The sequence below is a fragment of the Antrihabitans cavernicola genome (genome assembly GCF_008297975.1).
Classification (GTDB): Bacteria; Actinomycetota; Actinomycetes; order Mycobacteriales; family Mycobacteriaceae; genus Antrihabitans; species Antrihabitans cavernicola.
Genome location: NZ_VLNY01000008.1, coordinates 31,758 through 55,515, shown reverse-complemented (window position 1 = coordinate 55,515; position 23,758 = coordinate 31,758). Strand labels below are relative to the sequence as shown.

Sequence of the window (23,758 nt, the reverse complement as noted above, 5' to 3'; positions counted from 1 at the left end):
TTCTCCTGTTCAGGCGTGCCGGAAGGCGCGATAGACGGCGGGACCGATGAATTCGGCGAGTTCCACCGCCGACCAGTCGTTGGATTCGTTCAACAGGGAGCGCACCGCGCCCTCGCTGGCGGACATGAAATGTTCGATGAGAACAGGCAGCTTTCGTTCGATGTCCTTGGTCTGCCAGAACTCGAGGGTCGGCTTGATGCCCCGGGCGAAGCTGTCCGCGACCACCGATCGGCCACGGCCGAAGAGATTGGCAACAGCGGGATCCGGATCGGCATCGAAGACGATGCGCCAGGACTCGGGCCGCTCGGCGACGGTGGTCAGCAGCGCGCGAAACCCATCGACGAACACCTGCTCGTCGGCGTTCACCCGACCCCGCGGGAGCGCGGCTATCGCACCGAAGAGGAGGTACTGCTCCTCACGGCGCAGCATCGCTTTGATCAGCTCGACTCGATCGCCGAAGCACGAGTACACGACAGGTCGGGTGACGTTCAGCTTGTCGGCGACGGCACCGATCGTCACAGCGGCAACGCCCTCGCCTATAGCGATCTCGAGTGCCGCGTCGAGGATCTGCGGACGTCGCCGCTCGGGCCCGAGATGCGCGGCACGCGGGCGCGATCCGGAAGTTCCTACACTCATGAATAATAAAGCTACAGGTGTGAATATTCGATCGCAATAGCCAACGCGAGATTCTTCCGCCGCCACCGAACCATCGCGGCGTTAGCGTCGAAACATGACCTTTCGCGATCTGCACAACCGCCCGCGGCCGTTGCTGCTCCCCAATGCCTGGGACGTGCCGTCAGCGCTGGCATTCGTCGAAGCCGGGTTCACCGCGGTCGGCACCACGAGCTTCGGCGTCGCATCGAGCATCGGGAAACCGGATGGCGGTCGCTCCACGCGGGAGGCCAACCTGGCACTCGCCAACGACCTGTCCTACCTGCCGTGTCACGTCAGCGTCGACATCGAGGACGGGTACGACGAAGATCCCGAGCGCGTCGCCGATTACGCCGCCGAATTGCCCGCGGCAGGCATCAACATCGAGGACAGTTCGTCGGAGCGGTTGATCGATCCCGATGCGCACGCCGCCAAGGTTGCCGCGATCAAACGTCGTTGCCCCGACCTGTTCGTCAATGCCCGCGTCGACACCTACTGGTTGAACCAAGAAGCCACGACCTCGGCGACGCTAGATCGTGCCGCTCGCTACGTCGACGCTGGGGCGGATGGCATTTTTGTCCCGGGCGCCACAGATCCCGACCTGTTGCGCGAACTGACGTCGCGGATTTCCGTTCCGCTGAACGTTCTGGTGCACCCGACGCTGTCGCTGACCGAACTGGGCGAACTCGGCGTGCGGCGGGTCAGCACCGGATCGTTGCCGTATCGCGCGGCCATCCAGGCTGCAACGGATGCTGCGCTCGCGGTTCGCGACGGGCGTGCGTTGCCGAGTGCCGCGTCGTATCCGGATTTACAAGCGCGGCTCGTGCGCTACCGCGACGATGTCGAGAACGGTCGGCCGGCTTCGTCCCCGAGGTGATGGCGGCCAGAATGGTCACCACGATCCGAAGGAGAAGATCATGGCGAAGTACTTGTTGCTCAAGCATTACCGCGGCGGACCGGAGCTGCGCCCCAACGCGCAGACCTCGATGGATCAGTGGACGCCGCAAGAGATTTCCGACCACATGGCGTTCATGCAACGCGTCGCGGACGAGTTGACTGCGACTGGGGAATTCGTCGACAGTCAAGCGCTCGCACCGTCGGGGACGTTCGTCCGGTACGACGGCGAGGGCAAGCCGCCGGTCACCGACGGACCGTTCGCCGAGACCAAGGATCTGATCGCGGGCTGGATGATCATCGACGTCGAATCGCAGGAGCGCGCATTCGAGGCCGCCGCCTATCTGTCATCGGCTCCCGGCGCGGGTGGTCGACCGTTGGAGGAGTGGTTGGAGGTCCGTCCCTTTTACGGCGAGACGCCGGTCGTCACCGAGTGACGGACGCGCTGCTCAAAGAGCTGGCACCGCAGGTACTCGGTGTCCTCGTCCGCCGTGGAGCCGGTTTCGCGGCGGCCGAGGACGCCGTACAGGACGCTCTTCTCGAAGCTGTTCTCACATGGAACGGCACGTTGCCCGACGAGCCACGCGCATGGTTGGTGACGGTTGCGTGGCGCAAGTTCGTCGACGGCTACCGATCGGAGGCCGCGCGTCGGCGCCGCGAAGAGCGTTTCCACGACGAGCCGCCACCAGGCGAACCGAACAACGCCGACGACACGCTGCAGGTGCTGTTCCTGTGCTGTCACCCGGATCTCACCCCGGCGTCGTCGATCGCGTTGACGCTGCGCGCTGTCGGCGGGTTGACGACCGCCCAGATCGCGCGCGCCTATCTGGTGCCCGAATCGACGATGGCGCAGCGGATCAGCAGAGCGAAGCGGTCGATCGACGGGCAGCGACTCACCACGCTCGGCAATCTACGCACGGTCCTGCATGTCCTGTACCTGATCTTCAACGAGGGCTACACCGGCGAAGTCGACCTGGCAGCAGAGGCAATCCGGCTGACCCGCCAGCTCGCCGCGAGCAGTGCCGATCCCGAGGTCGCAGGCCTCCTGGCGTTGATGCTGCTGCACCAGGCGCGTCGAGCGTCGCGGTGGAGCGACGACGGCGATCTGGTTGCGCTCGCCGATCAGGACCGCTCGCTGTGGGACAGTCAGCTGATCTCGGAAGGTGTGACGACCTTGCAGGGCGCGTTGGCGCAGGATCGGCTCGGCGAATACCAAGCCCAAGCTGCGATCGCCGCGTTGCACGCCGACGCCCAGTCCGCCGACGAGACCGACTGGACGCAGATCTTGGAGTGGTACGACGAGCTCGCGAGTCTCACCGAAAGTCCAGTGGTCGCGCTGAACCGAGCGGTGGCGGTGGGCGAGGTCGACGGTCCGTTGGCCGGTCTACGTGCGCTCGATCAAGTGCCTGCGAGCGTTCCTCGACACAAGGCGGTAGCCGCCTATCTGCATGAGCGTGCGGGCGATACCGACCGAGCGGCAGCGTTGTACGTCGAGGCCGCCCAAGCCGCGACCAGCGAAGCCGAGCGCGACTATCTCACTAGGCAAGCTGCGCGACTGCGAAATTCGTAGGCCGATCCGTTGCATTTGCTCCCGGTATCCGGGGGTGAGCGCAACGGATCAGGCTGGTGGAACCAGAGCGGGGTTCGCGAGCGTCCAAGTGGGTATGACGGCGCGAGGGATCAACGCGATCATGGCGAAGCAGGACGGCGTCATCACCCTTGACCAGGCCGTCGGCGCCGGAATGACCCACAACTCGGTGAGCCGACGGCTGTGCTCCGGGGAGTGGCGACGGTTGTCGTCGGGCGTTTACCTGCGGGCAGATCGAACCTCCGGTCCCGCGGCGCGGATGCGCGCCGCCGTCTACGGCATCGGCGACAAAGCCGCGGCCTACGGGCCAAGTGCGGCGTGGTGGCACGGACTGATCGATGCACCACCGCGCGAGCACTGGGTCAACGTCCCTGCTCAACGGTCGCTCCATCGGAGGCCCGACATCCGAATCCGCCGACGCGACCTGCACTGGGCAGACCTCATCGAGCATCGCGGCCTATGGGTGACCGACCTTCCGTTGACGGTTCTCGAAGCTGCCGTCGTCCTACCCAACGGTGCAGTGATGATGGACCGGGCACTGCAGCGGCACGTGTCGTTGCCGATTCTGCTTGCGGTTCACGAGCGAAACAGCGGCCGGACCGGCAGCGCGGCCGCGGCCCGACTGTTGCGTGCGGCGGGGGCAGGCGGTGCGTCCGAGGCCGAGCGAATGTTGCAGCGGCTTCTACGCGAAGCCGGCCTGACCGGCTGGAAGCAGCACGTACACAGCTGTGGTTTCGAGATTGACGTAGCGTTTCTCGCTGCTCGTGTTGCCATCGAGGTGGACGGCTGGGCGTGGCACCGCGATGTCGCACGGTTCAACAGCGACGCAGAGCGACAGAATGTTCTGGTCAACGCTGGCTGGCACGTGCTCCGGTTCACGTGGCACCAGCTGAAGAACGACCCCGACTTGGTGGTCGCGTCGATTCGTCGGGCACTCACGGGACGCTGATCCGTTGCATCCACCCCCGCTTTCCGGGAGTAATCGCAACGGATCATATTGCCCAGAACTTGCCGCATAATCCCTGCTCGAGCTACCGTCCTTCGGTGCGCCTCCCCAACAGCCGCAAGTTGCTGACACTGTTTCCGCTGGCGATTACCGCAGCCCTGGTGGTCTCCGTGCCCGGGGTTGCCGCAGCAGATCGCCCCAGCGGGCCCGATCTCTCCGCGTGGCAACACCCCGGAGGCGGCCCCATCGACTGGCAGGCCGTGAAGAACGCCGGCCACGACTTCGCGCTGGTCAAGGCCACCGAAGGCACCGACTACCTGAACCCGCACTTCCACGAGGACACCGCCAAGATGCGCGCGGCCGGTGTGCTGCGCGGGGCGTACCACTTCCCCGACTTCGGCGCCTCGCCGGAGCAGCAGGCCATCTTCTACGTGCAGAACGTGTTCACGGAGAACGTGCTCGGCTCGCTGCCGCCGATCCTCGACGTCGAGCGCAACAACGGCCAGCCCGCGAACGTGCTGATCGATTGGATGCACCGTTGGCTCAACACCGTCCAGGTGCTCACCGGTCGCCAGCCGATCGTCTACACCTGCCCCGGTTTCTGGAAGGCCGCTGTCAACAACACCAACGAGTTCAGCAACTACCCGCTGTGGGTTGCCGACTGGAACGGTGGCCCCGCCCCCGAGTTGATCGGCGGCTGGACCAACTGGGTGTTTTGGCAGACCACCGATCACGCGACCATTCCGGGAATCTCGGCGCCGAGCGACGCCAACGTCTACAACGGCGAGATGGGCCCGCTCTCGCGTTGGGCGAACACCCCGTTCTTCGGTAGCAGTTAGTCAGTGCAGGAACTGCCCGGCGTGCGACGCTAGATCGAGCACCGACTGCGGCAGGACTCCCAGCGCCAGCGTTGCGCCCGCACAGAACGCGATCGCGATGGACGTGAGCAGGCTCGGTGTGACGACGGTCGGAGCATCGGCGGTCGGCTCCGAGAAGAACATCAGCACGATCACTCGCACGTAGAAGAACGCTGCGATCGCACTGCTGATGACGCCCACGATCACCAGTGGCGATGCGCCGCCCTCTGCCGCCGCCTGAAACACCGCGAACTTGCTGACGAAGCCACTGGTCAGCGGGATTCCCGCGAAGGCGAGCAGAAACAGCGAGAATACCGCACCCGTTGCGGGAGAACGCCGTCCGACACCGGCCCATCGCGACATCGCGGTGGCCTCACCGGTCTTGTCGCGGACCAGGCTGACGACGGCGAATGCGCCGAGCGTGCTGAAGCCATACGCCAGCAGATAGAAGAGTGTGGCCTTCAGCCCGGAGTCGTTGAGCGCGATCACGCCGGTGAGGATGAAACCCGCATGTGCGACAGACGAATACGCCAGCATCCGTTTGACATCGGTCTGGGTGACGGCCAGGATCGCCCCGACCAGCATCGTCAAAATCGCTACGCCCCACAGGATCGGCCGCCAATCCGCGCGGGCGTCGGGCAGTGCGACGTAGAAGATTCGCAGCATCGCCCCGAACGCAGCGATCTTGGTCGCGGACGCCATGAACGCGGTGATCGGTGTCGGCGCGCCCTGGTACACGTCGGGGATCCAGGAATGGAACGGCACCGCACCCACCTTGAACAACAATCCGACGGCGACCAGCGCGATGCCGATCAGCAACAGCGGATCGCCTGCGTCGTTGCCTTTTCTGATCGCGTCGCCGATGCCGGACAACTGCACCGTTCCCGCATACCCGTAGAGCATCGCGATACCGAAGAGGAAGAACGCGGACGAGAAAGCGCCCAGCAGAAAGTATTTGACCGCCGACTCCTGGGAGAGCAACCGATTACGACGGGCGAGTGCGCACAGCAGGTACAGCGGGAGCGAAAAGACTTCGAGGGCAACGAACATGGTGAGCAGGTCGTTGGCGGCGGGAAAGATCAGCATGCCGCCGATGGCGAGAATGGTGAGCGGGAAGACTTCGGTCTGGACTGCGCCGGCCTTGGTGGCCTCGAGTTCCGCGACGCTACCCGGCACCGCCGACGCCTGTGGTGTGAAGGCGTCGATGCCGTTGCGTTCACCGCGGGTGATCTCGACTCGACGCTCGGCCACGATCATGATCGTCAGGATCCCGACCAGCAGAATCGTGCCCTGCAGAAACAGCGTCGGCCCGTCGATCGCGACCGCACCCGACACCGCGAACCCTCGACTTCCGTGCAACAGCACGACTGCCACGAAAGCCGCTGCCAGCCCGCCGATCCCGAGTACCAGGTGACATAGGTAGCGACTGTCTCGCGGCAGGAACGCTTCGACCAGCACGCCGATCACGCCGACGCCGAACACGATGAGCATCGGCGACAACATGCCCCACTCGATGCTCGGCGCCGGTGATGCGAGCGCAAGGACGGTAGCGGTGCTCATTTCTCTCCATGTGCGTCGGTCGGCGCCGGATCTTGCCGGTGAATAGTGGAGAGCGTGTGATCGACAGCCGGCGTGACGAAGTCGAGGATCGGCTTCGGATACACGCCGAGGAAGATCAACGCCGCAATCAACGGTGCGACCACCGCCAGCTCGCGCGGTATCAGGTCGCGGACGTGCTCGTTGCCCTTCTTGACCGGGCCCGTCATGATCCGTTGGTACATCCACAGTATGTAGAGGGCAGACAGCACCAGCGCGGTCGTCGCGATGACCGCCGCAACGTGGTAGCGCGTGTATGTGCCGATCAGAACCAGGAATTCACTGACGAACGGCGCGAGACCCGGCAGCGACATCGTTGCCAGTCCCGCCACGAGGAACGTGCCCGCCAAGATGGGAGCCACCTTCTGAACGCCGCCGAAGTCGGCGATCACTCTGGTGCCGCGGCGGGAGACGAGGAAGCCGGCGATCAGGAACAGGGCAGCTGTCGAAATGCCGTGGTTCACCATGTACAACGTCGATCCGGCCTGACCCTGGCTGGTCATCGCGAAGATGCCCAAGATGATGAAGCCGAAGTGCGAAATGGAGGTGTACGCGATCAGCCGCATGACATCCGTCTGCCCGATCGCCAAGATGGCGCCGTACACGATTCCGACAACGGCAAGCGTGATGATCAGTGGCGCAAAGTATTTCGACGCGTCGGGAAACAGCTGCAGGCAGTAGCGCAGCATCGCGAAGGTGCCGACCTTGTCGACGACCGCCATCATCAGCACCGCCGTCGCCGGCGTCGACTCCACAGCCGCACCCGGCAGCCAGGTGTGGAACGGCCACAGCGGCGCCTTTACCGCGAATGCGAACATGAAACCGAGGAACAAAGCTTTCAGCACACCGGGATCGCCGAGTTCCCCCGATGCCGCCGAGGCAACGATGGTCTGGAAATCGAACGTCCCCGGGCCGTTGCGGGTGGTCATCACGTAGAGCCCGATGACGGCGGCCAGCATGATCAGACCGCCGAACAGGTTGTACAGCAGGAACTTCACTGCTGCCGCCGATTTGCCCGGTCCGCCGAAACCGCCGATCAGGAAGTACATCGGGATCAGCATGGCTTCGAAGAAGATGTAGAACAGCAGCACGTCGAGAGCGGTGAACGAGACGATCACCATCGACTCGACCAGCAAGATCAGCGCCACGTACGTCGGCGCCCCGCGCCCGCTCACGTCTGCCTTCTTTTCGGCGTCGTTCCACCCTGCCAGCAGCAGCAACGGCACCAGTACGGCTGTCAGCAGCACCAGCGCAAGCGCAATGCCGTCGAGACCCAGCGTGTAGCGGGTTCCGAAAGCCGCTATCCAGGAATGTGATTCGACGAACTGATACTGCGCGCCGCCCGCATCGAAGCGAAATGCCAGCACCACCGTGAGCACCAAGACCGCAACGGAGACGACCAGTGCAATCGGCTTCGCGATTCGACGACTGGTCGCGGGGAGTAACAGCACCGCCGCGGCACCGACCAGAGGTAGGACCCACAGAACGGTCAACCAGGGAAAATGGTTCTCGGTCATGACCACACCCGAACCAGCATCATCGCGGCGATCACGACCACTGCGCCGGTGAACATCGCCAAGGCGTAGGAGCGGACGAAACCTGTTTGCAGTCTGCGCATCTGGGCCGACGCACCGCCGATCACCGCGGCGAACCCGCCGACCATACCGTCGACGCCCTTGGTATCGGCCAGCACCATCGACCGCGTCAGCAGTTGACCGGGCCGCATCAGCGCCCCCTCGTTGATCGCATCGCCGTAGAGATCCTTCCGTGCCGCGACCGTCAACGGGCTGACCGATTGTGGTGCCTGCTCCGGGATTTCGTTGAGTGCGTACTGGCGATAGGCCACCGCAACACCGGCGAGAACCACCACCAACGTGATAAGCGTCGTCACCCACACCGGCATCGCGGGGTGCCGCTCATGGGCACCCACGACTGGCTCCAACCAGTGCTGCAACGATCCGCCGATCGTGAACAACGCACCGGCAGCGAGTGAGCCAAGCGCCAGCACGATCATCGGCAGCGTCATCGAACCAGGCGATTCATGTGGGTGTACGGCTGTGACACCCCCCGTCGCTTCGCTCGCCCCGTCCTTCCAACGCCGCTTCCCGAAGAACGTCATCAGCATTACCCGCGTCATGTAGAACGCGGTGAGCCCAGCGCCCAGCAACGCTGCAACACCGAGAATCACGCCCTTCGCGCCACCCGCGTCGAAAGCCACCTCGATGATCTTGTCTTTGGAGAAGAAGCCTGCGAACGGCGGAATGCCGATGATCGCAAGGTAACCCAGCCCGAACGTGACGAACGTGATCGGCATGACCGTGCGCAGCCCGCCGTAGCGACGCATGTCCGTCTCGTCGTTCATTCCGTGCATCACCGAGCCCGCCCCCAGGAACAATCCGGCTTTGAAGAAACCGTGGGTGAGTAGATGCATGATCGCGAAGGTGTAGCCGGCGGGGCCCAAGCCCGCAGCGAGCACCATGTAGCCGATCTGGCTCATCGTCGACGCGGCGAGCGCCTTCTTGATGTCGTCCTTCGCGCAACCGATGATCGCGCCGAACAGCAGCGTCACGGCGCCCACGATCACCACGGCGAGTTGGGCATTCGGCGCGAGGTCGAAGATCGGATTGGATCGGACGATCAGATACACGCCGGCCGTCACCATGGTGGCGGCGTGAATCAGCGCCGACACCGGTGTGGGGCCTTCCATCGCATCGCCGAGCCACGACTGCAGCGGAACCTGCGCCGACTTGCCACACGCGGCGAGCAACAGCATGAAACCGATTGCCGTCAAGGCACCTTGGCTCGCTCCGTCCGCTCGGCCGAAGACGTCGGCAAACGACACGGAGCCGAATGTTGCGAACATGACCATCATCGCGATGGCGAGCCCCATGTCACCGACGCGGTTGACGACAAACGCTTTCTTCGCCGCGGTGGCGGCGGACGGCTTGTGCTGCCAGAAGCCGATCAACAGATACGATGCGAGCCCGACACCCTCCCAACCGACGTACAGACCGAGGAAGTTGTCCGCGAGTACCAGCAACAGCATCGCCGCGAGGAACAGGTTGAGGTAGGCGAAGAAGCGCCGCCGCTCCGGATCGTGCTCCATGTAGCCGATGGAGTAGATGTGGATCAGCGAACCGACTCCAGTGATCAACAGCGCGAAACACACTGACAGCTGGTCGAGTTGGAGACCGAAGTCCACCTGCAATCCCGCGACCGGCACCCAGCTGAACAGGGTGTGGTGCAGCAGTCGGTCGGCGCCGTCCTTGCCGAGCATGTCGACGAACAAGACGACCGCGACGACGAACGAGGCCACCGCCATCGCACAGCCGAGTAGGTGACCCCACGGGTTGGTGCTGCGCCCACCGAGCAGCAGCACGATCGCACCCAGCAGCGGGAGGGCGGGCAGTAGCCCGACGAGGGTGCTCAACGAGTGACTCCCATCAGTACTTCAGCAGGTTGGCGTCGTCGACCGAAGCCGAGCGTCGAGCACGGAAGATCGTCATGATGATCGCCAGTCCGACAACCACTTCGGCGGCGGCGACCACCATCGTGAAGAAGGCGAACACCTGGCCGTCGAGGTTGCCGTGCATCCGCGAGAAGGTCACGAACGCAAGGTTGGCGGCGTTGAGCATCAACTCGATGCACATGAACACCACCACAGCGTTGCGGCGCACCAATACTCCGGCCGCGCCGATCGTGAACAGCAACGCGGCGAGATAGAGGTAGTTGTCTGGATTCATCGTCCGCTCCCGTCGACCGGCAGCGAGGTTTCCCCCGAGGTATCGCGTGGTTGCAGCACTCGGCTGATCGACGATTCCGCATAGGAGCCGTCGGGCAACAGTGCGCGCATGTCCACGCCGTTGTGGCGGGCGAAGACGCCGGGACTCGGGAGCGGCGTCACCCGATCGCCCCGGCGCACACGCTCTTCGGAGAGCTCACGCTGATCCTTGCGACGCTCGAACCGCTCCCGATGGGCAAGGATCATCGCTCCGATGGTTGCGGTGATCAGCAGCGCGCCGGTGAGTTCGAAGGCCCAGAGGTACTGGACGAAGATCAGCTCCGCCAAGCCTTCGACGTTGCCACCGGCGTTCGCCTTGTCGAGCCCGACGAAGCCCGAGACGGATGCGTTGCCGATCCCGCCGATCAGCAGGATTCCGAAACCCAACCCGGCAGCGATGGCCGCAACACGTTGCCCACGTAGCGTTTCCACCAGCGAGTCCGCGGAGTCGACACCGACCAGCATGAGCACGAAGAGAAAGAGCATCATCACCGCGCCGGTGTAGACGACGATCTGCACGACGCCGAGAAACAGCGCACCCTGCGCCATGTAGAAGACGGCGAGCACGATCATGGTGACGGCCAGAAACAACGCCGAGTACACGGCCTTGGTTGCACACACGACCCCGAGCGCGCCGAGTACCGCAACCACACCGAGCACCCAGAACTGGACCCCTTCACCCGTGGAGGTTCGGGTCAGCGCGTCAGCCAGAAATACTGTCATTGCGACTCCTCCTTGGGAGCCGCTCCGGTTACCTCACCGCGGTAATAGTTTTCGTCCGTCGTTCCCGGATACATCGCGTGGGGCGGCGCTTCCATGCCCGGCTCCAGCGGCGCGAGCAGTTTGTCCTTCTCGTAGATCAGATCGGCACGGTTGTCGTCGGCCAACTCGTAGTCGTTGGTCATCGTGAGAGCCCTTGTGGGACAAGCTTCGATGCACAACCCGCAGCCGATGCAACGCAGGTAGTTGATCTGATACACCTGACCGTATCGCTCGCCGGGCGAGAATCTTTCGTCTTCGGTATTGTCCGCGCCCTCGACGTAGATCGCATCGGCCGGGCACGCCCACGCGCACAGCTCACAGCCGATGCATTTCTCCAACCCGTCGGGATGCCGATTCAGTTGGTGCCGCCCGTGGTAGCGCGGCGCGGTGGGCTCTTTGACGTCGGGGTAGAACTCGGTGTTCGGTTTTTTGAACATGGTCGAGAACGTGACACCGAAACCTGCTATGGGGCCGAGGAATTCAGGCATCGCTGCCCTCCTGGGTTGTCGCGACGGAAACGGGCGTGCGCTGGAATGCCGGCATAATCTGTCCGGGCATCGGGGGAACAGGGAAGCCGCCGGCCATCGGATCGAACGAACCCTCGGGCGGGGCGGGGTGCAGCTGATCGCGCGCGGGTTCGGTGCGCAACCTGCGCCACACCAACCCCAGTACGGCGACGACGACCACGGTTCCGACGATCAGCAGTGCCCATGCCCAACCGTCGTAGCCCTCGTTGCGCAGCGCGCGGAACGTCGCTACCGCCATGATCCACACCAGCGAAATCGGGATGAGCACCTTCCAGCCCATGTTCATGAACTGGTCGTAGCGCATGCGCGGCAGCGTGCTGCGCAACCATACGAAGCCGAACATGAAGGTCCAAACCTTGACGGTGAACCACAGCATCGGCCACCAGCCGGAGTTGGCGCCGTCCCAGATACTCAGCGGCCACGGTGCGTGCCAGCCGCCGAGAAACATCGTGGTGGCGAGAGCCGAAACCGTTGCCATGTTGACGTATTCGGCGAGCATGAACATCGCGAACTTCAACGACGAGTACTCGGTGTGAAATCCGCCGACCAACTCGCCCTCGGCTTCGGGCAGGTCGAACGGTGCGCGGTTGGTCTCGCCGACCATCGAGGTGACGTAGATCAGGAACGACGGCAGCAGTAGGAAGACGTACCACACCCGGTCCTGCGCTTCGACGATGCCGGAGGTCGACATGGTGCGCGACAGCAGGAACACCGCGGCAAAGGAGAGTCCCATCGCGATCTCGTACGAGATCACCTGCGCGGTCGAGCGGAGGCCGCCCAGCAGTGGGTAGGTGGAGCCGGAAGCCCAGCCCGCCAACACGATTCCGTAGACACCGATCGAGGTGATAGCGAGAACGTAGAGCACGCCTACGGGAAGATCCGTGAGCTGCAACGGTGTTCGGGTGCCGAAGATCGACACCTCGGGCCCGAGCGGGATGACCGCAAACGCCATGAACGCGGGCACCGCGGCCAGGATGGGTGCGAGCAGGTAGATCGGCTTGTCGACGCCGCTCGGTACCAACCCTTCCTTGAGCGCCATCTTGATGCCGTCGGCAACGGACTGCAGCAGACCCCACGGACCGACGCGGTTGGGTCCGACCCGCATCTGCATCCACGCAACGACTTTGCGCTCCGCATAGACAGCTACCAGCGGCGTCATCAGCAAGAATACGAAGACGCCCAGCGACTTGACGATGATGAGCCAGAGCGGGTCGTGGCCGAACGACGAGAGGTTCGGGTAGTCGACGGCGAGGGTCGTCATGATCGAACCCCTTCAGTCTTCGCGGCCGACGCGATCCGCACGATCGAACCGGCCTGCGCGGCGAATTGCCGGTTCACAGCCGAATCCGGCGAATTCTGCGGTAGCCACACCACCCGATCCGGCAGGTCGTCTATGGCCAGCGGCAGCGTGATCGATCCGGCATCGGTACTGACGGTGACCGCATCACCCACGGCCGCACCGATTCCCTCGGCAGTGGCAGGGGAGAGCCGAACCACGGGTGCATGCGCAGTGCCGGCCAGGTGCGGCTCGCCATCCTGCAAACGACCGGAGTCCAACAGCATTCGCCACGTTGTCAGCACGGCTTCGCCCTCGCCGGGCGTCGCCGGTTGTCCCGCTGCCACAGTCGGAGGAGCGGTGTCGCTGGGCGCTACCCCCAGCGCGGCCATTTCGGCACGCGCCGATGCCGCGTCCGGCAGACCGAGTTGGATCCCCATCTCGTCGGCGATGGCATTGAGCACCCGCTGATCCGGCATCGCATTCGAGTTGTGCAGTGCGGCATCGAAGGCGCGGGGACGGCCCTCCCAGTCCACGAAGGTGCCCGCCTTCTCGACGACGGGCGCGATGGGAAGCACCACGTCCGCGCGATCCGTGACGTCGCTGTGCCGAAGCTCGAGGCTGACCACGAACGGTGCCGCATCGATCGCGTCGAGAGCCGCTTGCGGATCCGGGAGATCGGCGACTTCCACACCACCGATCACCAACGCGCCCAATATCTTCGCGGCAGCGAGGATGCCCGCGGTATCGCGGCCGACCGCATCCGGAATCGCACCCCACACAGTCTCGATCTGCCCGCGTGCAGTCGCATTGCCGACCGCACGACCACCGGGCAGCAGCCCCGGCAGCGCCCCGGCCTCGACTGCGCCGCGCTCACCTGCACGGCGCGGTATCCACGCCAGTCGCGCACCGGTGGCGTCGGCAAGTCGGACAGCGGCAGACAGCCCGCCGGGCACCGCAGCCAATCGTTCGCCGACCAGGACAATCGATCCGGGCTTCTGTAGCTGCTCGTCGAACATCAACGCCTTCAACGCATCCGGCTCGCCACCCGGCACCGCCCGAATCAGGGTGCCGGACATCTTCGCAAGACCCGCGCTCGCGAAGGGCGCGATGGACCTGACCTTCAGCCCCTTCTTTCGCGCAGCCTTACGCAGACGCAGGTAGACGATCGGCGACTCTTCCTCCGGCTCGAACCCGACGAGCAGAACCGACGACGCCTTCTCGAGATCGTCGTAGGTGACGGCGAGTCCGCGGCCTGCAACACGAGCGGCGAGGAACTCCGCCTCCTCGGCCGAGTGCGCGCGAGCGCGGAAGTCGATGTCGTTGGTGCCCAATGCCACCCGCGCAAACTTCGAGTAGGCGTAGGCATCTTCCGCGGTAACCCTGCCACCGACCAGTACGCCCGCATTCCCGCGCGCACCTTTCAGCCCGCGCGCGACGACGTCCAGCGCCTCCGCCCACGACACCGGTTCCAGGACACCGTCGACGTTACGCACCTGCGGCGTGGTGATCCGATCTCGCTCGGTGGCGTAGGTGAATGCCCACCGTCCTTTGTCGCAGTTCCACTCCTCGTTGACCTGCGGGTCGTCACCCGCCAAGCGCCGCAACACCTTCCCGCGACGGTGATCGGTGCGCTGCGCGCAGCCGCTGGCACAGTGCTCGCACACGCTGGGACTCGACACCAGATCGAAAGGGCGAGCGCGGAAACGGTACGCCGCGCCGGTCAGCGCACCGACCGGACAGATCTGGACCGTGTTGCCGGAGAAATAGGACTCGAAAGGCTTGTTGGCATAAATGCCCACCTGTTGCAGGGCGCCACGTTCCTGCAGCTCGATAAGCGGATCGCCTGCAACCTGATTCGAAAACCTGGTGCACCGCGCGCACAGTACGCACCGCTCGCGATCGAGCAGCACCTCCGACGACAGCGGAATCGGTTTGGGGAAAGTACGTTTGACGCCTTCGAAACGTGATTCGGTGCGTCCGTTCGACATTGCCTGGTTCTGCAGCGGGCATTCGCCACCCTTGTCGCACACCGGGCAATCGAGCGGGTGGTTGATCAGCAGCAGCTCCATCACCCCGTGCTGGGCCTTGTCGGCTGCGGGCGACGTCATCTGCGTCCTGACGATCATGCCCTCGGTAACCGTCGTCGTGCAGGACGCCAAGGGCTTACGTTGCCCCTCGACCTCGACCAGACACTGGCGGCAGGCACCGACCGGGTCGAGCAGCGGATGATCGCAGAAACGCGGGATCTGCACGCCGATCAGCTCTGCGGCCCTGATCACGACAGTGCCTTTGGGAACGCTGATCTCGGTGTCGTCGATGGTGATGGTCACCATCTCGACGGCGGCCGCATCCGTTGTCTTGTCTGCTTCGATGCTCATCAGGCCATCACTCCCGCGAACAGCGTCGACCGGTGCGGATCGAACGGGCATCCGCCGTGCTCGAAATGCGCGAGGTATTCGTCGCGGAAGTACTTGATAGAGGACGTGATCGGGCTGGCAGCACCGTCACCGAGTGCGCAGAACGACTTGCCGAAGATCCCGTCGGCGATGTCGAGCAACTTCCCGATGTCGTCTTCGGTGCCGTCGCCGCGCTCGAGCCGCTCCAGGATCTGCACCAGCCAGTACGTTCCCTCACGACAGGGCGTGCACTTGCCGCACGATTCGTGCGCATAGAACTCGGTCCACCGCAGCACGACTCGGACAACGCAGGTGGTGTCGTCGAAAATCTGCAAGGCCTTGGTGCCGAGCATCGAACCCGCAGCACCGACGCCCTCGTAGTCGAGTGCGACGTCGAGATGTTCATCGGTGAACATCGGCGTCGACGATCCGCCCGGTGTCCAGAACTTCAGCCGATGTCCTTCGCGAACACCACCCGCGTACTCCAACAGTTCGCGGAGCGTGATGCCCAGCGGCGCTTCGTATTGCCCGGGGTTCGTGACGTGGCCCGAGAGCGAATACAGGGTGAAGCCAGGCGATTTCTCACTGCCCATCGAGCGGAACCAATCGATGCCGTTGAGAATCACGGCAGGCACGCTTGCGATCGACTCCACGTTGTTGACCACCGTCGGGCAGGCGTATAGACCCGCCACCGCGGGAAACGGCGGGCGCAACCGAGGTTGACCGCGCCTGCCTTCCAAGGAATCGAGCAACGCCGTTTCTTCGCCGCAGATATAGGCGCCTGCGCCGGCGTGGACGACGAGGTCCAGGTCGAAACCCTTCCCCAGAATGTCCTTCCCCAGGTAGCCCGCCTCATACGCCTCCGCAACCGCGGCTTGCAAGCGCCGCAGCACCGGAACCACTTCGCCGCGAACGTAGATGAACGCCATGCTCGACCGGATTGCGTACGCCGCGATGATCACGCCCTCCACCAGCGCGTGCGGTGTCGCCAGCATCAGCGGCATGTCCTTGCACGTGCCGGGCTCCGACTCGTCGGCGTTGACGACCAAATAATGAGGCTTCACAGTGCCGTCTTTTTCGGGCCCTTGCGGAATGAACGACCACTTCATGCCGGTCGGGAAGCCTGCACCACCACGACCACGCAGTCCGGCATCTTTCACCGTCGCGATGACGTCGTCGGGGGCCATCGCCAACGCTTTGTCGAGCGCCTTGTAGCCGTCGTTGCGGCGATAGGTATCGAGGGTCCAGGACTGCGGATCGTCCCAATACCTACTCAGGACAGGAGTCAATGGCACGTCAGTCTCCCTTGCCTGCAGCGGAATTGGGTGGGGCAGTGGAATCGGGAGGCACAGTGGCCGACGGGGCGGGAGCAGCCTTATCCTTCGTCGAATCGGCGGGCGGCTGATCGGGCTGTGCCGGAGCGGTCGGTGCGGCGGGGACCGCGGGCGCACTCATCCCACGCTCGTGCGCGACCCGCAAGCCACGGAGCGTGGCCTCACCACCGCTACCCGCCGCCGCGGAAGCCCCGGGGCGCTCGTCGGGAAACCCCGCCAGCACCCTGGCGGTTTCCCGAAACGTGCACAGCGGCGCACCTCGGGTCGGCGCGAGGGTGTCACCGGTGCGGAGCGAATCCACCAGTGTGCGAGCCGATTCCGGCGTCTGATTGTCGTAGAACTCCCAGTTCACCATCACCACGGGCGCGTAGTCGCAGGCGGCGTTGCATTCGATGTGTTCCAGGGTCACCTTGCCGTCCGGCGTTGTGCCGCCGTTGTCGACGTCCAGGTGATCCTTCAACGCAGCGAGAATGGCGTCGCCACCCATCACCGCGCACAGCGCGTTGGTGCAGACCCCGACGAAGTATTCGCCTGTCGGCTCCCGGCGGTACATCGAGTAGAACGTGGCGACCGCGGCAACCTCGGCGCCGCTGAGTCCCAGCCGGTCGGAACAGAAGTCGAGGCCGGCCGGCGTGATGCAGGAATCCTCGGACTGCACCAGATGCAGCAGTGACAGCAGCGCAGACCGCGAATCCGGATATCGCGCAATGATCTTTGCGGCCTCGGCGCGCAGGCGCGTCAGCACATCCTCCGGATACGACGCGCGGGCGTCGGGACGCACCAGCCGACCATGCTCCTCGGGCCTCGGACCCAGTTCCAGAAATATCCTGCTCTTCTCGAGAGATTCGCTGTCGGTCAACGATCCACCCCGCCCATGACGGGATCGATACTCGCAACGGACGCGATCACGTCGGCCACCATGCCGCCCTCGCACATCACCGCCACGGCTTGCAGATTGGTGAAGGAGGGGTCTCGGAAGTGCACGCGATAGGGGCGGGTGCCGCCGTCGCTGACCATGTGCACACCCAGTTCGCCGCGCGGCGATTCGACGGCCACGTAGACCTGACCGGCAGGCACGTGGAAGCCCTCGGTGACGAGCTTGAAGTGGTGAATCAAGGACTCCATCGAGGTACCCATGATCTTGCGAATGTGTTCCGGCGAATTGCCCATACCGTCCTTGCCGATCGACAGATCGGCAGGCCAGGCAATCTTCTTGTCGTCCACCATGATCGGACCCGGTTCCAGCTTGTCCAAACACTGCTCGACGATCTTCAACGACTCCTTCATCTCGTTCACCCGAATCAGGTAGCGGCCGTAACAGTCGGCGCCGGTGTCGGTCATGACGTCGAACTCGTAGTTCTCGTAACCGCAGTACGGCTGTGTCTTACGCAGGTCGTGGGGGAGCCCGGTGGAACGCAACACCGGCCCGGTGATGCCCAGCGCCATGCAGCCGCTGAGATCGAGGTAACCGACACCCTTGGTCCGGCCCTTCCAGATCGGATTGTCGGTGAGCAGCTTCTCCATCTCCCGCAACCGCTTCGGCATCAGATCGAGCACTTCGCGAATCTTGGGCACGGCGTCGTCGGGCAGGTCTTGCGCGAGCCCACCCGGTCGGATGTACGCGTGGTTCATCCGTAGGCCGGTGATGTTCTCGAACAGGTCGAGAATCAGCTCACGTTCGCGGAAACCGAAGAGCATCGCCGTCAGCGCGCCGAGTTCCATGCCGCCCGTTGCCAGTGCGACAAGGTGCGACGAGATGCGGTTGAGCTCCATCAGTAATACCCGGATCACGCTGGCGCGCACGGGAACATGCTCGGTGATCCCCAGAAGCTTCTCGACACCCAGGCAGTACGCGGTCTCGTTGAAGAACGGCGACAGATAGTCCATCCGAGTGACGAACGTGACGCCCTGCGTCCAGTAGCGGTACTCCAGGTTCTTCTCGATCCCGGTGTGCAGGTAGCCGATTCCGCAGCGGGCCTCGGTGACCGTTTCGCCTTCGATCTCGAGAATCAGCCGCAGGACGCCGTGCGTGGACGGATGTTGCGGACCCATGTTCACGACGATTCGCTCGTCACCGGATTCGCGGACCGCTTCGAGGATCTGGTCCCAGTCCTGCCCGGCGACGGTGACCGAAGTCTCTGGCCGATCGGTGTCGGTACTCATCAGTTGTAAGCCCTCCGCTCATCCGGCGGCGGAATCTGCGCACCCTTGTATTCGACAGGAATTCCGCCCAGCGGATAGTCCTTGCGCTGCGGGTGCCCCACCCAGTCGTCGGGCATTTCGATGCGTGTCAACGACGGATGCCCGTCGAAGACGATGCCGAAGAAGTCGTAGGTTTCCCTTTCGTGCCAGTCGTTGGTCGGATACACGGCGACCAACGTCGGGATGTGCGGATCACTTTCCGGCACAGACACTTCCAGTCGAATTCGTCGGTTGTGGGTGATCGACAGCAGCGGGTACACGGCGTGCAGTTCCCGATCCGTGTCGGCCGGATAGTGCACACCGTTCACGCCGAGGCACAGCTCGAAGCGCAGATCCTGCTCGTCGCGCAACCGCTGGGCGACGCGTTGGAGGAATTCGCGTCGAACGTGCAGGGTCAGCTCGTCATGTGCGACGTCGACCCGTTCGATCGCGTCGTCGAGGCTTAGTCCGGTGTCGGACAAGGCCGCGGACAACGCGTCGGCGACGTCGTCGAAGTATCCGCCGTACGGGCGGGATGCGCTGTCCGGGTGCGTAACCGGCCGAACCAGCCGTCCGTAACCGGACGTGTCACCGGTCCCGCGAACACCGAACATGCCCTGCTGAGGTTTGCGATCCACCGTCACCGCAGCAGACCCTTCAGCTCGAAGGTGGGAGTGGATGCCAGCGCCGCGGCCTCTGCCGCCTTGACCGCCTCGACACGATTGACACCCAGCGGGGTCTGCTGAATCTTTTCGTGCAGCTTGATGATTGCGTTCAGCAGCATCTCCGGCCGCGGCGGACACCCGGGCAGATAGATGTCCACCGGGACAACGTGGTCGACGCCCTGCACGATCGCGTAGTTGTTGAACATGCCGCCTGACGACGCGCAGACACCCATCGCGAGCACCCACTTGGGCTCGGCCATCTGGTCGTAGACCTGACGCAGAACCGGCGCCATCTTCTGACTCACCCGCCCTGCCACGATCATCAGATCCGCCTGACGTGGCGATGCCCGGAACGTCTCCATGCCGAAGCGCGCGATGTCGAAGCGCCCGCCTGCCGTCGCCATCATTTCGATTGCGCAGCAGGCAAGTCCGAACGTCGCGGGCATCAGCGAACCCTTGCGCGCGAAACCGGCGACTTCCTCGACCGTGCTCAACAGAAAGCCACTGGGTAGCTTTTCTTCGAGGCCCATCTCACTCCCTCGCTTTCCGGTTCAGTCCCAACTGAGACCTCCGCGGCGCCACTCGTACGCATATGCGACCGAGACGTTGAAGATGAACAGGGCCATGGCACCGAGGCCGAACAATCCGAGCGAGTCGAAGTGGACCGCCCACGGATACAGGAAGACGATCTCGATGTCGAAGATGATGAAGAGCATCGCGGTGAGGTAGTACTTCACCGGATAGCGGCCGCCGCCTGTGGGCACCGCGGTCGGCTCGATTCCGCATTCGTATGCGTCGAGTTTGGCTCGGTTGTAGCGCTTGGGTCCGATGAGCATCGAGATGCCCACCGAGACCGACGCGAAGGCGAACCCGATCACGCCGAGAACAAGGATCGGCACATAGGCGTTCATCGGCTGCGTCCGTGCTGTCCCATGCCGCGCTCCTGATCTTCAGGACCTGTGCTTGTGCAGCTCGCTGGGCATTGGAACGGAATCTATGACGCTGCGCTTTTACAACGCTGTGCAGACGTAACCAGGCTGTGGCCCGTCCTCGCACCGAAAAAGTTTCGGTCCGTACCCTTGTGAGCTACAACACAGCCTACCGGGCCGGAGCCCCAACTTCGCTGGGTTTTGAGCCTTGCAAAGTTTCGTGGCGCGTTCTAAACAGCGACGCGGGTTCGGAGCAACCTGACAACCGCGTCGGTGAGTCGAATCGGGTCTATCGGGTGCGGCACAGCCGCCTCGGCACGCGACCAGTTGGCGAGCCAGGCGTCGTCCGGTCGACCGGTGAGCACCAGGATCGGCGGGCACTTGTCGATCTCGTCCTTGAGCTGTTTCGCGATCCCCATGCCGCCTGCCGGCACAGCCTCGCCATCGAGGATCGCGAGGTCGATCCCGCCCGCATCCATGCGCTCGATCACCACTGCGGGCGTCGCAACTTCGACGTATTCGATCCCGGGCAGATCCGGATTCGGCCGCTTTCCCAGGGCAAGACGGACCTTCTCGCGGGTACTCGCATCGTCGCTGTAGACGAGCACTGCCAACGGCGAGCGGGCTGGGCTGGTGGACGCATCGGTCACGAAACCGATGCTACCGCTCACACATCTGCGCGGGGCCGATCGCTCGAGAGATGCAGGCACACAATGCGTTTGTCGCGGTTACAACAGCTCGACTTCGTCGAATTCCGCGTACACGGTGCGCTGATGATTCTCCACGCGCACGTCGAGTCGAACCTGAGACCGATCGACATCGACTTCCCAGACGACGCCACACAACGAAACGAACGGACCTCGTGTCACGACCACGACGTCACCGAGTTCGAATGGCGCAGTCATGATTTCAGTTTTCGAATGGCGCAGTCATGATTTCAGTTTACGAGTTGGTCAGTTCCGGAACGCCTGTGCAGCGGGCTGGATCCGGTCGACGTAGTCGCGCCAATGCTCGGCGTCCCACATCTCGTCTTTGTCGGCCTGGCCCTCCCCGTCGATCAGCTCACGGCAGATGTCAGCGTGTCCTGCGTGACGGGCTGTCTCGTCGACCATTCGGATCAGGAGCACGCCGAGCGTGGTCGTCCTCCGCTCCGCGGGCCAGTGCGGCACGGTGCCTGGAGTGTCGAAGGCGAGTTCGTCGATGGTGTCGTCGCTGTGCTTACAGGCGCGCCGGTACAGCGTCAGCAGCCCTAATCCGCACCGCCACACTTGTCTTTCGCACGCTCGGCGCGCAACAGCTCGCCCATCTGGTCGGCGGGAATGGGCTTACTGAACAGAAAGCCTTGCGCGCGGTGGCATCCCAGATCGGTGAGTGTGGCCGCAGCGACTGCTGTTTCGACACCTTCCGCAATCACCTCCAGATCGAACGAGTTCGCGAGTCCGATGATGGACGTCACGATCGCGAGGTCGTTCTGGCTCGCTCCGAGATCGTGAACGAAGCCGCGGTCGATCTTCAGCGCGTTGACCGGAAGGGCTTTGAGTCGGGCCAGCGAGCTGTAACCCGTTCCGAAATCGTCGATTGCAACCTGAATACCGTTGTCCCGCAATGCGTACAGATTCGCGGTACTACGCGCGTCGTCGCCGAGAATCGAGTGCTCCGGAACTTCCAGACACACCGAATCGGGGCGCGCGCCTGCCTCGGCGATCGCAGCGATCACCGTGTCGACGAAATCAACGGTGATCAGATGGGCGGCCGAAACATTCACGCGGACAACCAGATCGGGCGCATCGAAGTCCGCCTGCCAGGCTGCGATCTGCCGAAACGCGGTTGCGAGCACCCAACGATCCAGCGCAGGAGCGAGATTCGCGGTATCACTTGCTGTCAGGAATTCTCCAGGCTGCAGCAGACCCAGCTGTGGATGCGCCCAGCGGATCAACGCTTCGACGCCAAGTATTCGACCCGTTCGCAGATCGAATTCGGGCTGGTAGTGCAGGACCAGTGCACCCTTGTCGACGATGGCAACCCGGAGATCGCGCGCAAGCGTCGCGTTGCGGGTGCGCTCGGCGCGCATCGAGGCGTCGAACAGGACCCAGCACCCCTTGCCCTGCTCCTTGGCCCAATAGAGGGTGGTGTCCGCGTCGGTGAGCAGTTCGTCTGCCGTCGTTCCCAGCGCCGATCGCTCGACCACCCCGATACTGCTCGACAATCTCAATCGATGCTCACCGATCCTGAACGGAGCAGAGACCGCCTTCAGGATGCGCTCGGCGATTGCGGACACCACGTGCGCATCTGCAGGATTCTCGACCAGGATCGCGAACTCGTCCCCACCCAGTCGAGCCGCGCAGTGCCCCTCCGATTTCATGGCCGCCCGAACGCGATCGGCAATTTCCACGAGCACCCGATCGCCCACCGGATGCCCGAACGAGTCGTTGATCTCTTTGAAGCCGTCCAAGTCGAAATAGCACAACCCCACACGGTCGGCGCGACCTGCGTGGGCGAGAAATCCAGTGAGCTTGCGCAGAAACTGGGCCCTGTTGGGCAACTCCGTCAACTGATCGAAGTTCGCTTGCAGCAGCAGAGCCTGCTGCCAGCGATGCTGGTCGGTGATGTCGTTGACCAGGTACAGCACCAACGGGTCGACGTCGCCGTTGCGGATGAGCGAGACGGTGACATCGGTCCACAGTTCGGTGCCGTCGTCACGAGTGACGCGCCATTCGCCGCGCGCATGGCTGCGTCGACCCGAGATCACTTCGTCGTGCCGCGTCCAGACACCGGGGGGATCGTCGGGCGTACTGAAATCTCGCACGTCCGGCTTCGCGGTCACCCCCTGGAACATCTTCTGCAACGCGACGTTGGTATCGACGATCTGCCCGCCGATGGTGGTGATCGAGATGCCGGTGGGGGATTCGTCGAATATCTTCTGCGCCCGAACCTCGCTGGCGTCGAGGGCCTGGTGCACTCCGCGCTCGACCTCGACCAGCAGATCGCGCAACGCAGCGCAGTACCCCACGGTCAATGCGCCGACCAGTCGAGCAAGATGCGCGCGCCGTTCCTCGATCGGCCGACACTCGAGCGCACGACAGCCGCTCAGTTCGTCGAAGCGTGAGGTGAACAACTCCACGCTGGTGCCGAGGACGCGTGGGGAGGTGAACCCATCGGCCACCAATTCGGCGCCGATGCCTTGCGCCACGGCGGAATCGGGTTCCTCGGCATGCAGTTCGGAGGCAAGCCGGGTGGTCGCGGCATCGAGGTATCGCGCGAGTTCGGAACCGTGTATCGGTACCTGGTGGCCCTCGATCGCCGTGGCCCATTCACCGACGAAACGCTCGGTATCCACCGTGTGGATCCCGCTGCTCATGTTGTCAGACACTA

At 63.9% G+C, this 23,758-nt stretch carries 24 protein-coding genes; 5 read left to right on the top strand and 19 right to left on the bottom strand.

Annotated elements, in window-relative coordinates:
- Positions 1-9 precede the first annotated feature (9 nt).
- Positions 10-636 (bottom strand): TetR/AcrR family transcriptional regulator, encoded by a 627-nt coding sequence (locus tag FOY51_RS17310; RefSeq protein ID WP_149431513.1) that lies wholly within the window; start codon positions 634-636, stop codon positions 10-12.
- A gap of 94 nt (positions 637-730) precedes the next feature.
- On the opposite strand from FOY51_RS17310, the gene FOY51_RS17305 reads away from it, so the two are divergent.
- The 5 genes from FOY51_RS17305 to FOY51_RS17285 all read left to right on the top strand — a co-directional run bounded on the left by FOY51_RS17305 (position 731) and on the right by FOY51_RS17285 (position 4,918).
- On the top strand, positions 731-1,528 hold the full coding sequence (locus FOY51_RS17305; protein ID WP_149431512.1) for an isocitrate lyase/PEP mutase family protein: 798 nt from the start codon (positions 731-733) through the stop codon (positions 1,526-1,528).
- A gap of 40 nt (positions 1,529-1,568) precedes the next feature.
- Complete coding sequence (locus FOY51_RS17300) at positions 1,569-1,982, top strand: YciI family protein (protein ID WP_149431511.1); 414 nt, start codon at positions 1,569-1,571, stop codon at positions 1,980-1,982.
- Positions 1,979-3,115, top strand: coding sequence for an RNA polymerase sigma factor (locus FOY51_RS17295; RefSeq protein ID WP_149431510.1), 1,137 nt, complete (start codon positions 1,979-1,981; stop codon positions 3,113-3,115). The genes FOY51_RS17300 and FOY51_RS17295 overlap by 4 nt, the downstream gene beginning before the upstream one ends.
- A gap of 34 nt (positions 3,116-3,149) precedes the next feature.
- Entirely contained in the window at positions 3,150-4,082 is a 933-nt protein-coding gene (locus FOY51_RS17290; protein WP_353961375.1) for a PDDEXK-like endonuclease domain-containing protein, read from the top strand.
- Between the two features lie 95 nt (positions 4,083-4,177).
- Positions 4,178-4,918 (top strand): glycoside hydrolase family 25 protein, encoded by a 741-nt coding sequence (locus FOY51_RS17285; RefSeq protein ID WP_235916435.1) that lies wholly within the window; start codon positions 4,178-4,180, stop codon positions 4,916-4,918.
- Here FOY51_RS17285 and nuoN read toward each other — a convergent pair whose 3' ends face one another.
- The 18 genes from nuoN to FOY51_RS17200 all read right to left on the bottom strand — a co-directional run bounded on the left by nuoN (position 4,919) and on the right by FOY51_RS17200 (position 23,744).
- Positions 4,919-6,496, bottom strand: coding sequence for an NADH-quinone oxidoreductase subunit NuoN (nuoN, locus tag FOY51_RS17280; protein WP_149431509.1), 1,578 nt, complete (start codon positions 6,494-6,496; stop codon positions 4,919-4,921).
- Complete coding sequence (locus FOY51_RS17275) at positions 6,493-8,049, bottom strand: NADH-quinone oxidoreductase subunit M (protein ID WP_149431508.1); 1,557 nt, start codon at positions 8,047-8,049, stop codon at positions 6,493-6,495. Before FOY51_RS17275 ends, nuoN begins: the two co-directional genes overlap by 4 nt.
- Positions 8,046-9,962, bottom strand: a complete 1,917-nt coding sequence (gene nuoL / locus FOY51_RS17270) for an NADH-quinone oxidoreductase subunit L (protein ID WP_149431507.1) — start codon at positions 9,960-9,962, stop codon at positions 8,046-8,048. Before nuoL ends, FOY51_RS17275 begins: the two co-directional genes overlap by 4 nt.
- A gap of 13 nt (positions 9,963-9,975) precedes the next feature.
- Complete coding sequence (gene nuoK / locus FOY51_RS17265) at positions 9,976-10,275, bottom strand: NADH-quinone oxidoreductase subunit NuoK (protein WP_149431506.1); 300 nt, start codon at positions 10,273-10,275, stop codon at positions 9,976-9,978.
- The gene (locus tag FOY51_RS17260; RefSeq protein ID WP_149431505.1) at positions 10,272-11,036 is read right to left on the bottom strand and encodes an NADH-quinone oxidoreductase subunit J; all 765 of its coding nucleotides are present in this window, start codon (positions 11,034-11,036) and stop codon (positions 10,272-10,274) included. The genes nuoK and FOY51_RS17260 overlap by 4 nt, the downstream gene beginning before the upstream one ends.
- Complete coding sequence (gene nuoI, locus FOY51_RS17255; protein ID WP_149431504.1) at positions 11,033-11,563, bottom strand: NADH-quinone oxidoreductase subunit NuoI; 531 nt, start codon at positions 11,561-11,563, stop codon at positions 11,033-11,035. The genes FOY51_RS17260 and nuoI overlap by 4 nt, the downstream gene beginning before the upstream one ends.
- On the bottom strand, positions 11,556-12,863 hold the full coding sequence (nuoH, locus tag FOY51_RS17250; RefSeq protein WP_149431503.1) for an NADH-quinone oxidoreductase subunit NuoH: 1,308 nt from the start codon (positions 12,861-12,863) through the stop codon (positions 11,556-11,558). The genes nuoI and nuoH overlap by 8 nt, the downstream gene beginning before the upstream one ends.
- Positions 12,860-15,259 (bottom strand): NADH-quinone oxidoreductase subunit G, encoded by a 2,400-nt coding sequence (locus FOY51_RS17245; protein ID WP_149431502.1) that lies wholly within the window; start codon positions 15,257-15,259, stop codon positions 12,860-12,862. The genes nuoH and FOY51_RS17245 overlap by 4 nt, the downstream gene beginning before the upstream one ends.
- Positions 15,259-16,572: an NADH-quinone oxidoreductase subunit NuoF gene (gene nuoF / locus FOY51_RS17240; RefSeq protein WP_149431501.1), complete on the bottom strand. Its 1,314-nt coding sequence runs from the start codon at positions 16,570-16,572 to the stop codon at positions 15,259-15,261. Before nuoF ends, FOY51_RS17245 begins: the two co-directional genes overlap by 1 nt.
- Before the next feature lies 1 nt (position 16,573).
- Positions 16,574-17,470 (bottom strand): NADH-quinone oxidoreductase subunit NuoE, encoded by an 897-nt coding sequence (nuoE, locus tag FOY51_RS17235; RefSeq protein ID WP_149431500.1) that lies wholly within the window; start codon positions 17,468-17,470, stop codon positions 16,574-16,576.
- Positions 17,467-18,774, bottom strand: coding sequence for an NADH dehydrogenase (quinone) subunit D (nuoD, locus tag FOY51_RS17230; protein ID WP_149431499.1), 1,308 nt, complete (start codon positions 18,772-18,774; stop codon positions 17,467-17,469). The genes nuoE and nuoD overlap by 4 nt, the downstream gene beginning before the upstream one ends.
- Positions 18,774-19,472 (bottom strand): NADH-quinone oxidoreductase subunit C, encoded by a 699-nt coding sequence (locus FOY51_RS17225; protein WP_371830461.1) that lies wholly within the window; start codon positions 19,470-19,472, stop codon positions 18,774-18,776. The genes nuoD and FOY51_RS17225 overlap by 1 nt, the downstream gene beginning before the upstream one ends.
- Positions 19,433-19,987 (bottom strand): NuoB/complex I 20 kDa subunit family protein, encoded by a 555-nt coding sequence (locus FOY51_RS17220; protein WP_149431498.1) that lies wholly within the window; start codon positions 19,985-19,987, stop codon positions 19,433-19,435. Before FOY51_RS17220 ends, FOY51_RS17225 begins: the two co-directional genes overlap by 40 nt.
- A 21-nt stretch (positions 19,988-20,008) precedes the next feature.
- Entirely contained in the window at positions 20,009-20,368 is a 360-nt protein-coding gene (locus FOY51_RS17215; protein ID WP_149431497.1) for an NADH-quinone oxidoreductase subunit A, read from the bottom strand.
- A gap of 248 nt (positions 20,369-20,616) precedes the next feature.
- Positions 20,617-21,036, bottom strand: coding sequence for an Rv3143 family two-component system response regulator (locus FOY51_RS17210; protein ID WP_149431496.1), 420 nt, complete (start codon positions 21,034-21,036; stop codon positions 20,617-20,619).
- A gap of 78 nt (positions 21,037-21,114) precedes the next feature.
- Positions 21,115-21,291 carry a transcription termination/antitermination protein NusG gene (locus FOY51_RS27270; RefSeq protein ID WP_187776367.1) on the bottom strand — a complete coding sequence of 59 codons (177 nt, stop codon included), beginning with the start codon at positions 21,289-21,291 and terminating at the stop codon, positions 21,115-21,117.
- 48 nt (positions 21,292-21,339) lie between these two features.
- Complete coding sequence (locus FOY51_RS17205) at positions 21,340-21,654, bottom strand: mycothiol transferase (RefSeq protein ID WP_149431495.1); 315 nt, start codon at positions 21,652-21,654, stop codon at positions 21,340-21,342.
- Positions 21,636-23,744 (bottom strand): putative bifunctional diguanylate cyclase/phosphodiesterase, encoded by a 2,109-nt coding sequence (locus tag FOY51_RS17200; protein ID WP_149431494.1) that lies wholly within the window; start codon positions 23,742-23,744, stop codon positions 21,636-21,638. Before FOY51_RS17200 ends, FOY51_RS17205 begins: the two co-directional genes overlap by 19 nt.
- Between the last annotated feature and the right edge of the window lie 14 nt (positions 23,745-23,758).

Bases quoted from the DNA above. Each gene is read 5' to 3' on its own strand.
- FOY51_RS17310 (WP_149431513.1), bottom strand. From the start codon at position 636: ATGAGTGTAGGAACTTCCGGATCGCGCCCGCGTGCCGCGCATCTCGGG.
- FOY51_RS17305 (WP_149431512.1), top strand. From the start codon at position 731: ATGACCTTTCGCGATCTGCACAACCGCCCGCGGCCGTTGCTGCTCCCC.
- FOY51_RS17300 (WP_149431511.1), top strand. From the start codon at position 1,569: ATGGCGAAGTACTTGTTGCTCAAGCATTACCGCGGCGGACCGGAGCTG.
- nuoN (WP_149431509.1), bottom strand. From the start codon at position 6,496: ATGAGCACCGCTACCGTCCTTGCGCTCGCATCACCGGCGCCGAGCATC.
- FOY51_RS17275 (WP_149431508.1), bottom strand. From the start codon at position 8,049: ATGACCGAGAACCATTTTCCCTGGTTGACCGTTCTGTGGGTCCTACCT.
- nuoK (WP_149431506.1), bottom strand. From the start codon at position 10,275: ATGAATCCAGACAACTACCTCTATCTCGCCGCGTTGCTGTTCACGATC.
- FOY51_RS17260 (WP_149431505.1), bottom strand. From the start codon at position 11,036: ATGACAGTATTTCTGGCTGACGCGCTGACCCGAACCTCCACGGGTGAA.
- nuoI (WP_149431504.1), bottom strand. From the start codon at position 11,563: ATGCCTGAATTCCTCGGCCCCATAGCAGGTTTCGGTGTCACGTTCTCG.
- nuoH (WP_149431503.1), bottom strand. From the start codon at position 12,863: ATGACGACCCTCGCCGTCGACTACCCGAACCTCTCGTCGTTCGGCCAC.
- FOY51_RS17245 (WP_149431502.1), bottom strand. From the start codon at position 15,259: ATGAGCATCGAAGCAGACAAGACAACGGATGCGGCCGCCGTCGAGATG.
- nuoD (WP_149431499.1), bottom strand. From the start codon at position 18,774: ATGAGTACCGACACCGATCGGCCAGAGACTTCGGTCACCGTCGCCGGG.
- FOY51_RS17220 (WP_149431498.1), bottom strand. From the start codon at position 19,987: ATGGGCCTCGAAGAAAAGCTACCCAGTGGCTTTCTGTTGAGCACGGTC.
- FOY51_RS17215 (WP_149431497.1), bottom strand. From the start codon at position 20,368: ATGAACGCCTATGTGCCGATCCTTGTTCTCGGCGTGATCGGGTTCGCC.
- FOY51_RS27270 (WP_187776367.1), bottom strand. From the start codon at position 21,291: ATGACTGCGCCATTCGAACTCGGTGACGTCGTGGTCGTGACACGAGGT.
- FOY51_RS17200 (WP_149431494.1), bottom strand. From the start codon at position 23,744: ATGAGCAGCGGGATCCACACGGTGGATACCGAGCGTTTCGTCGGTGAA.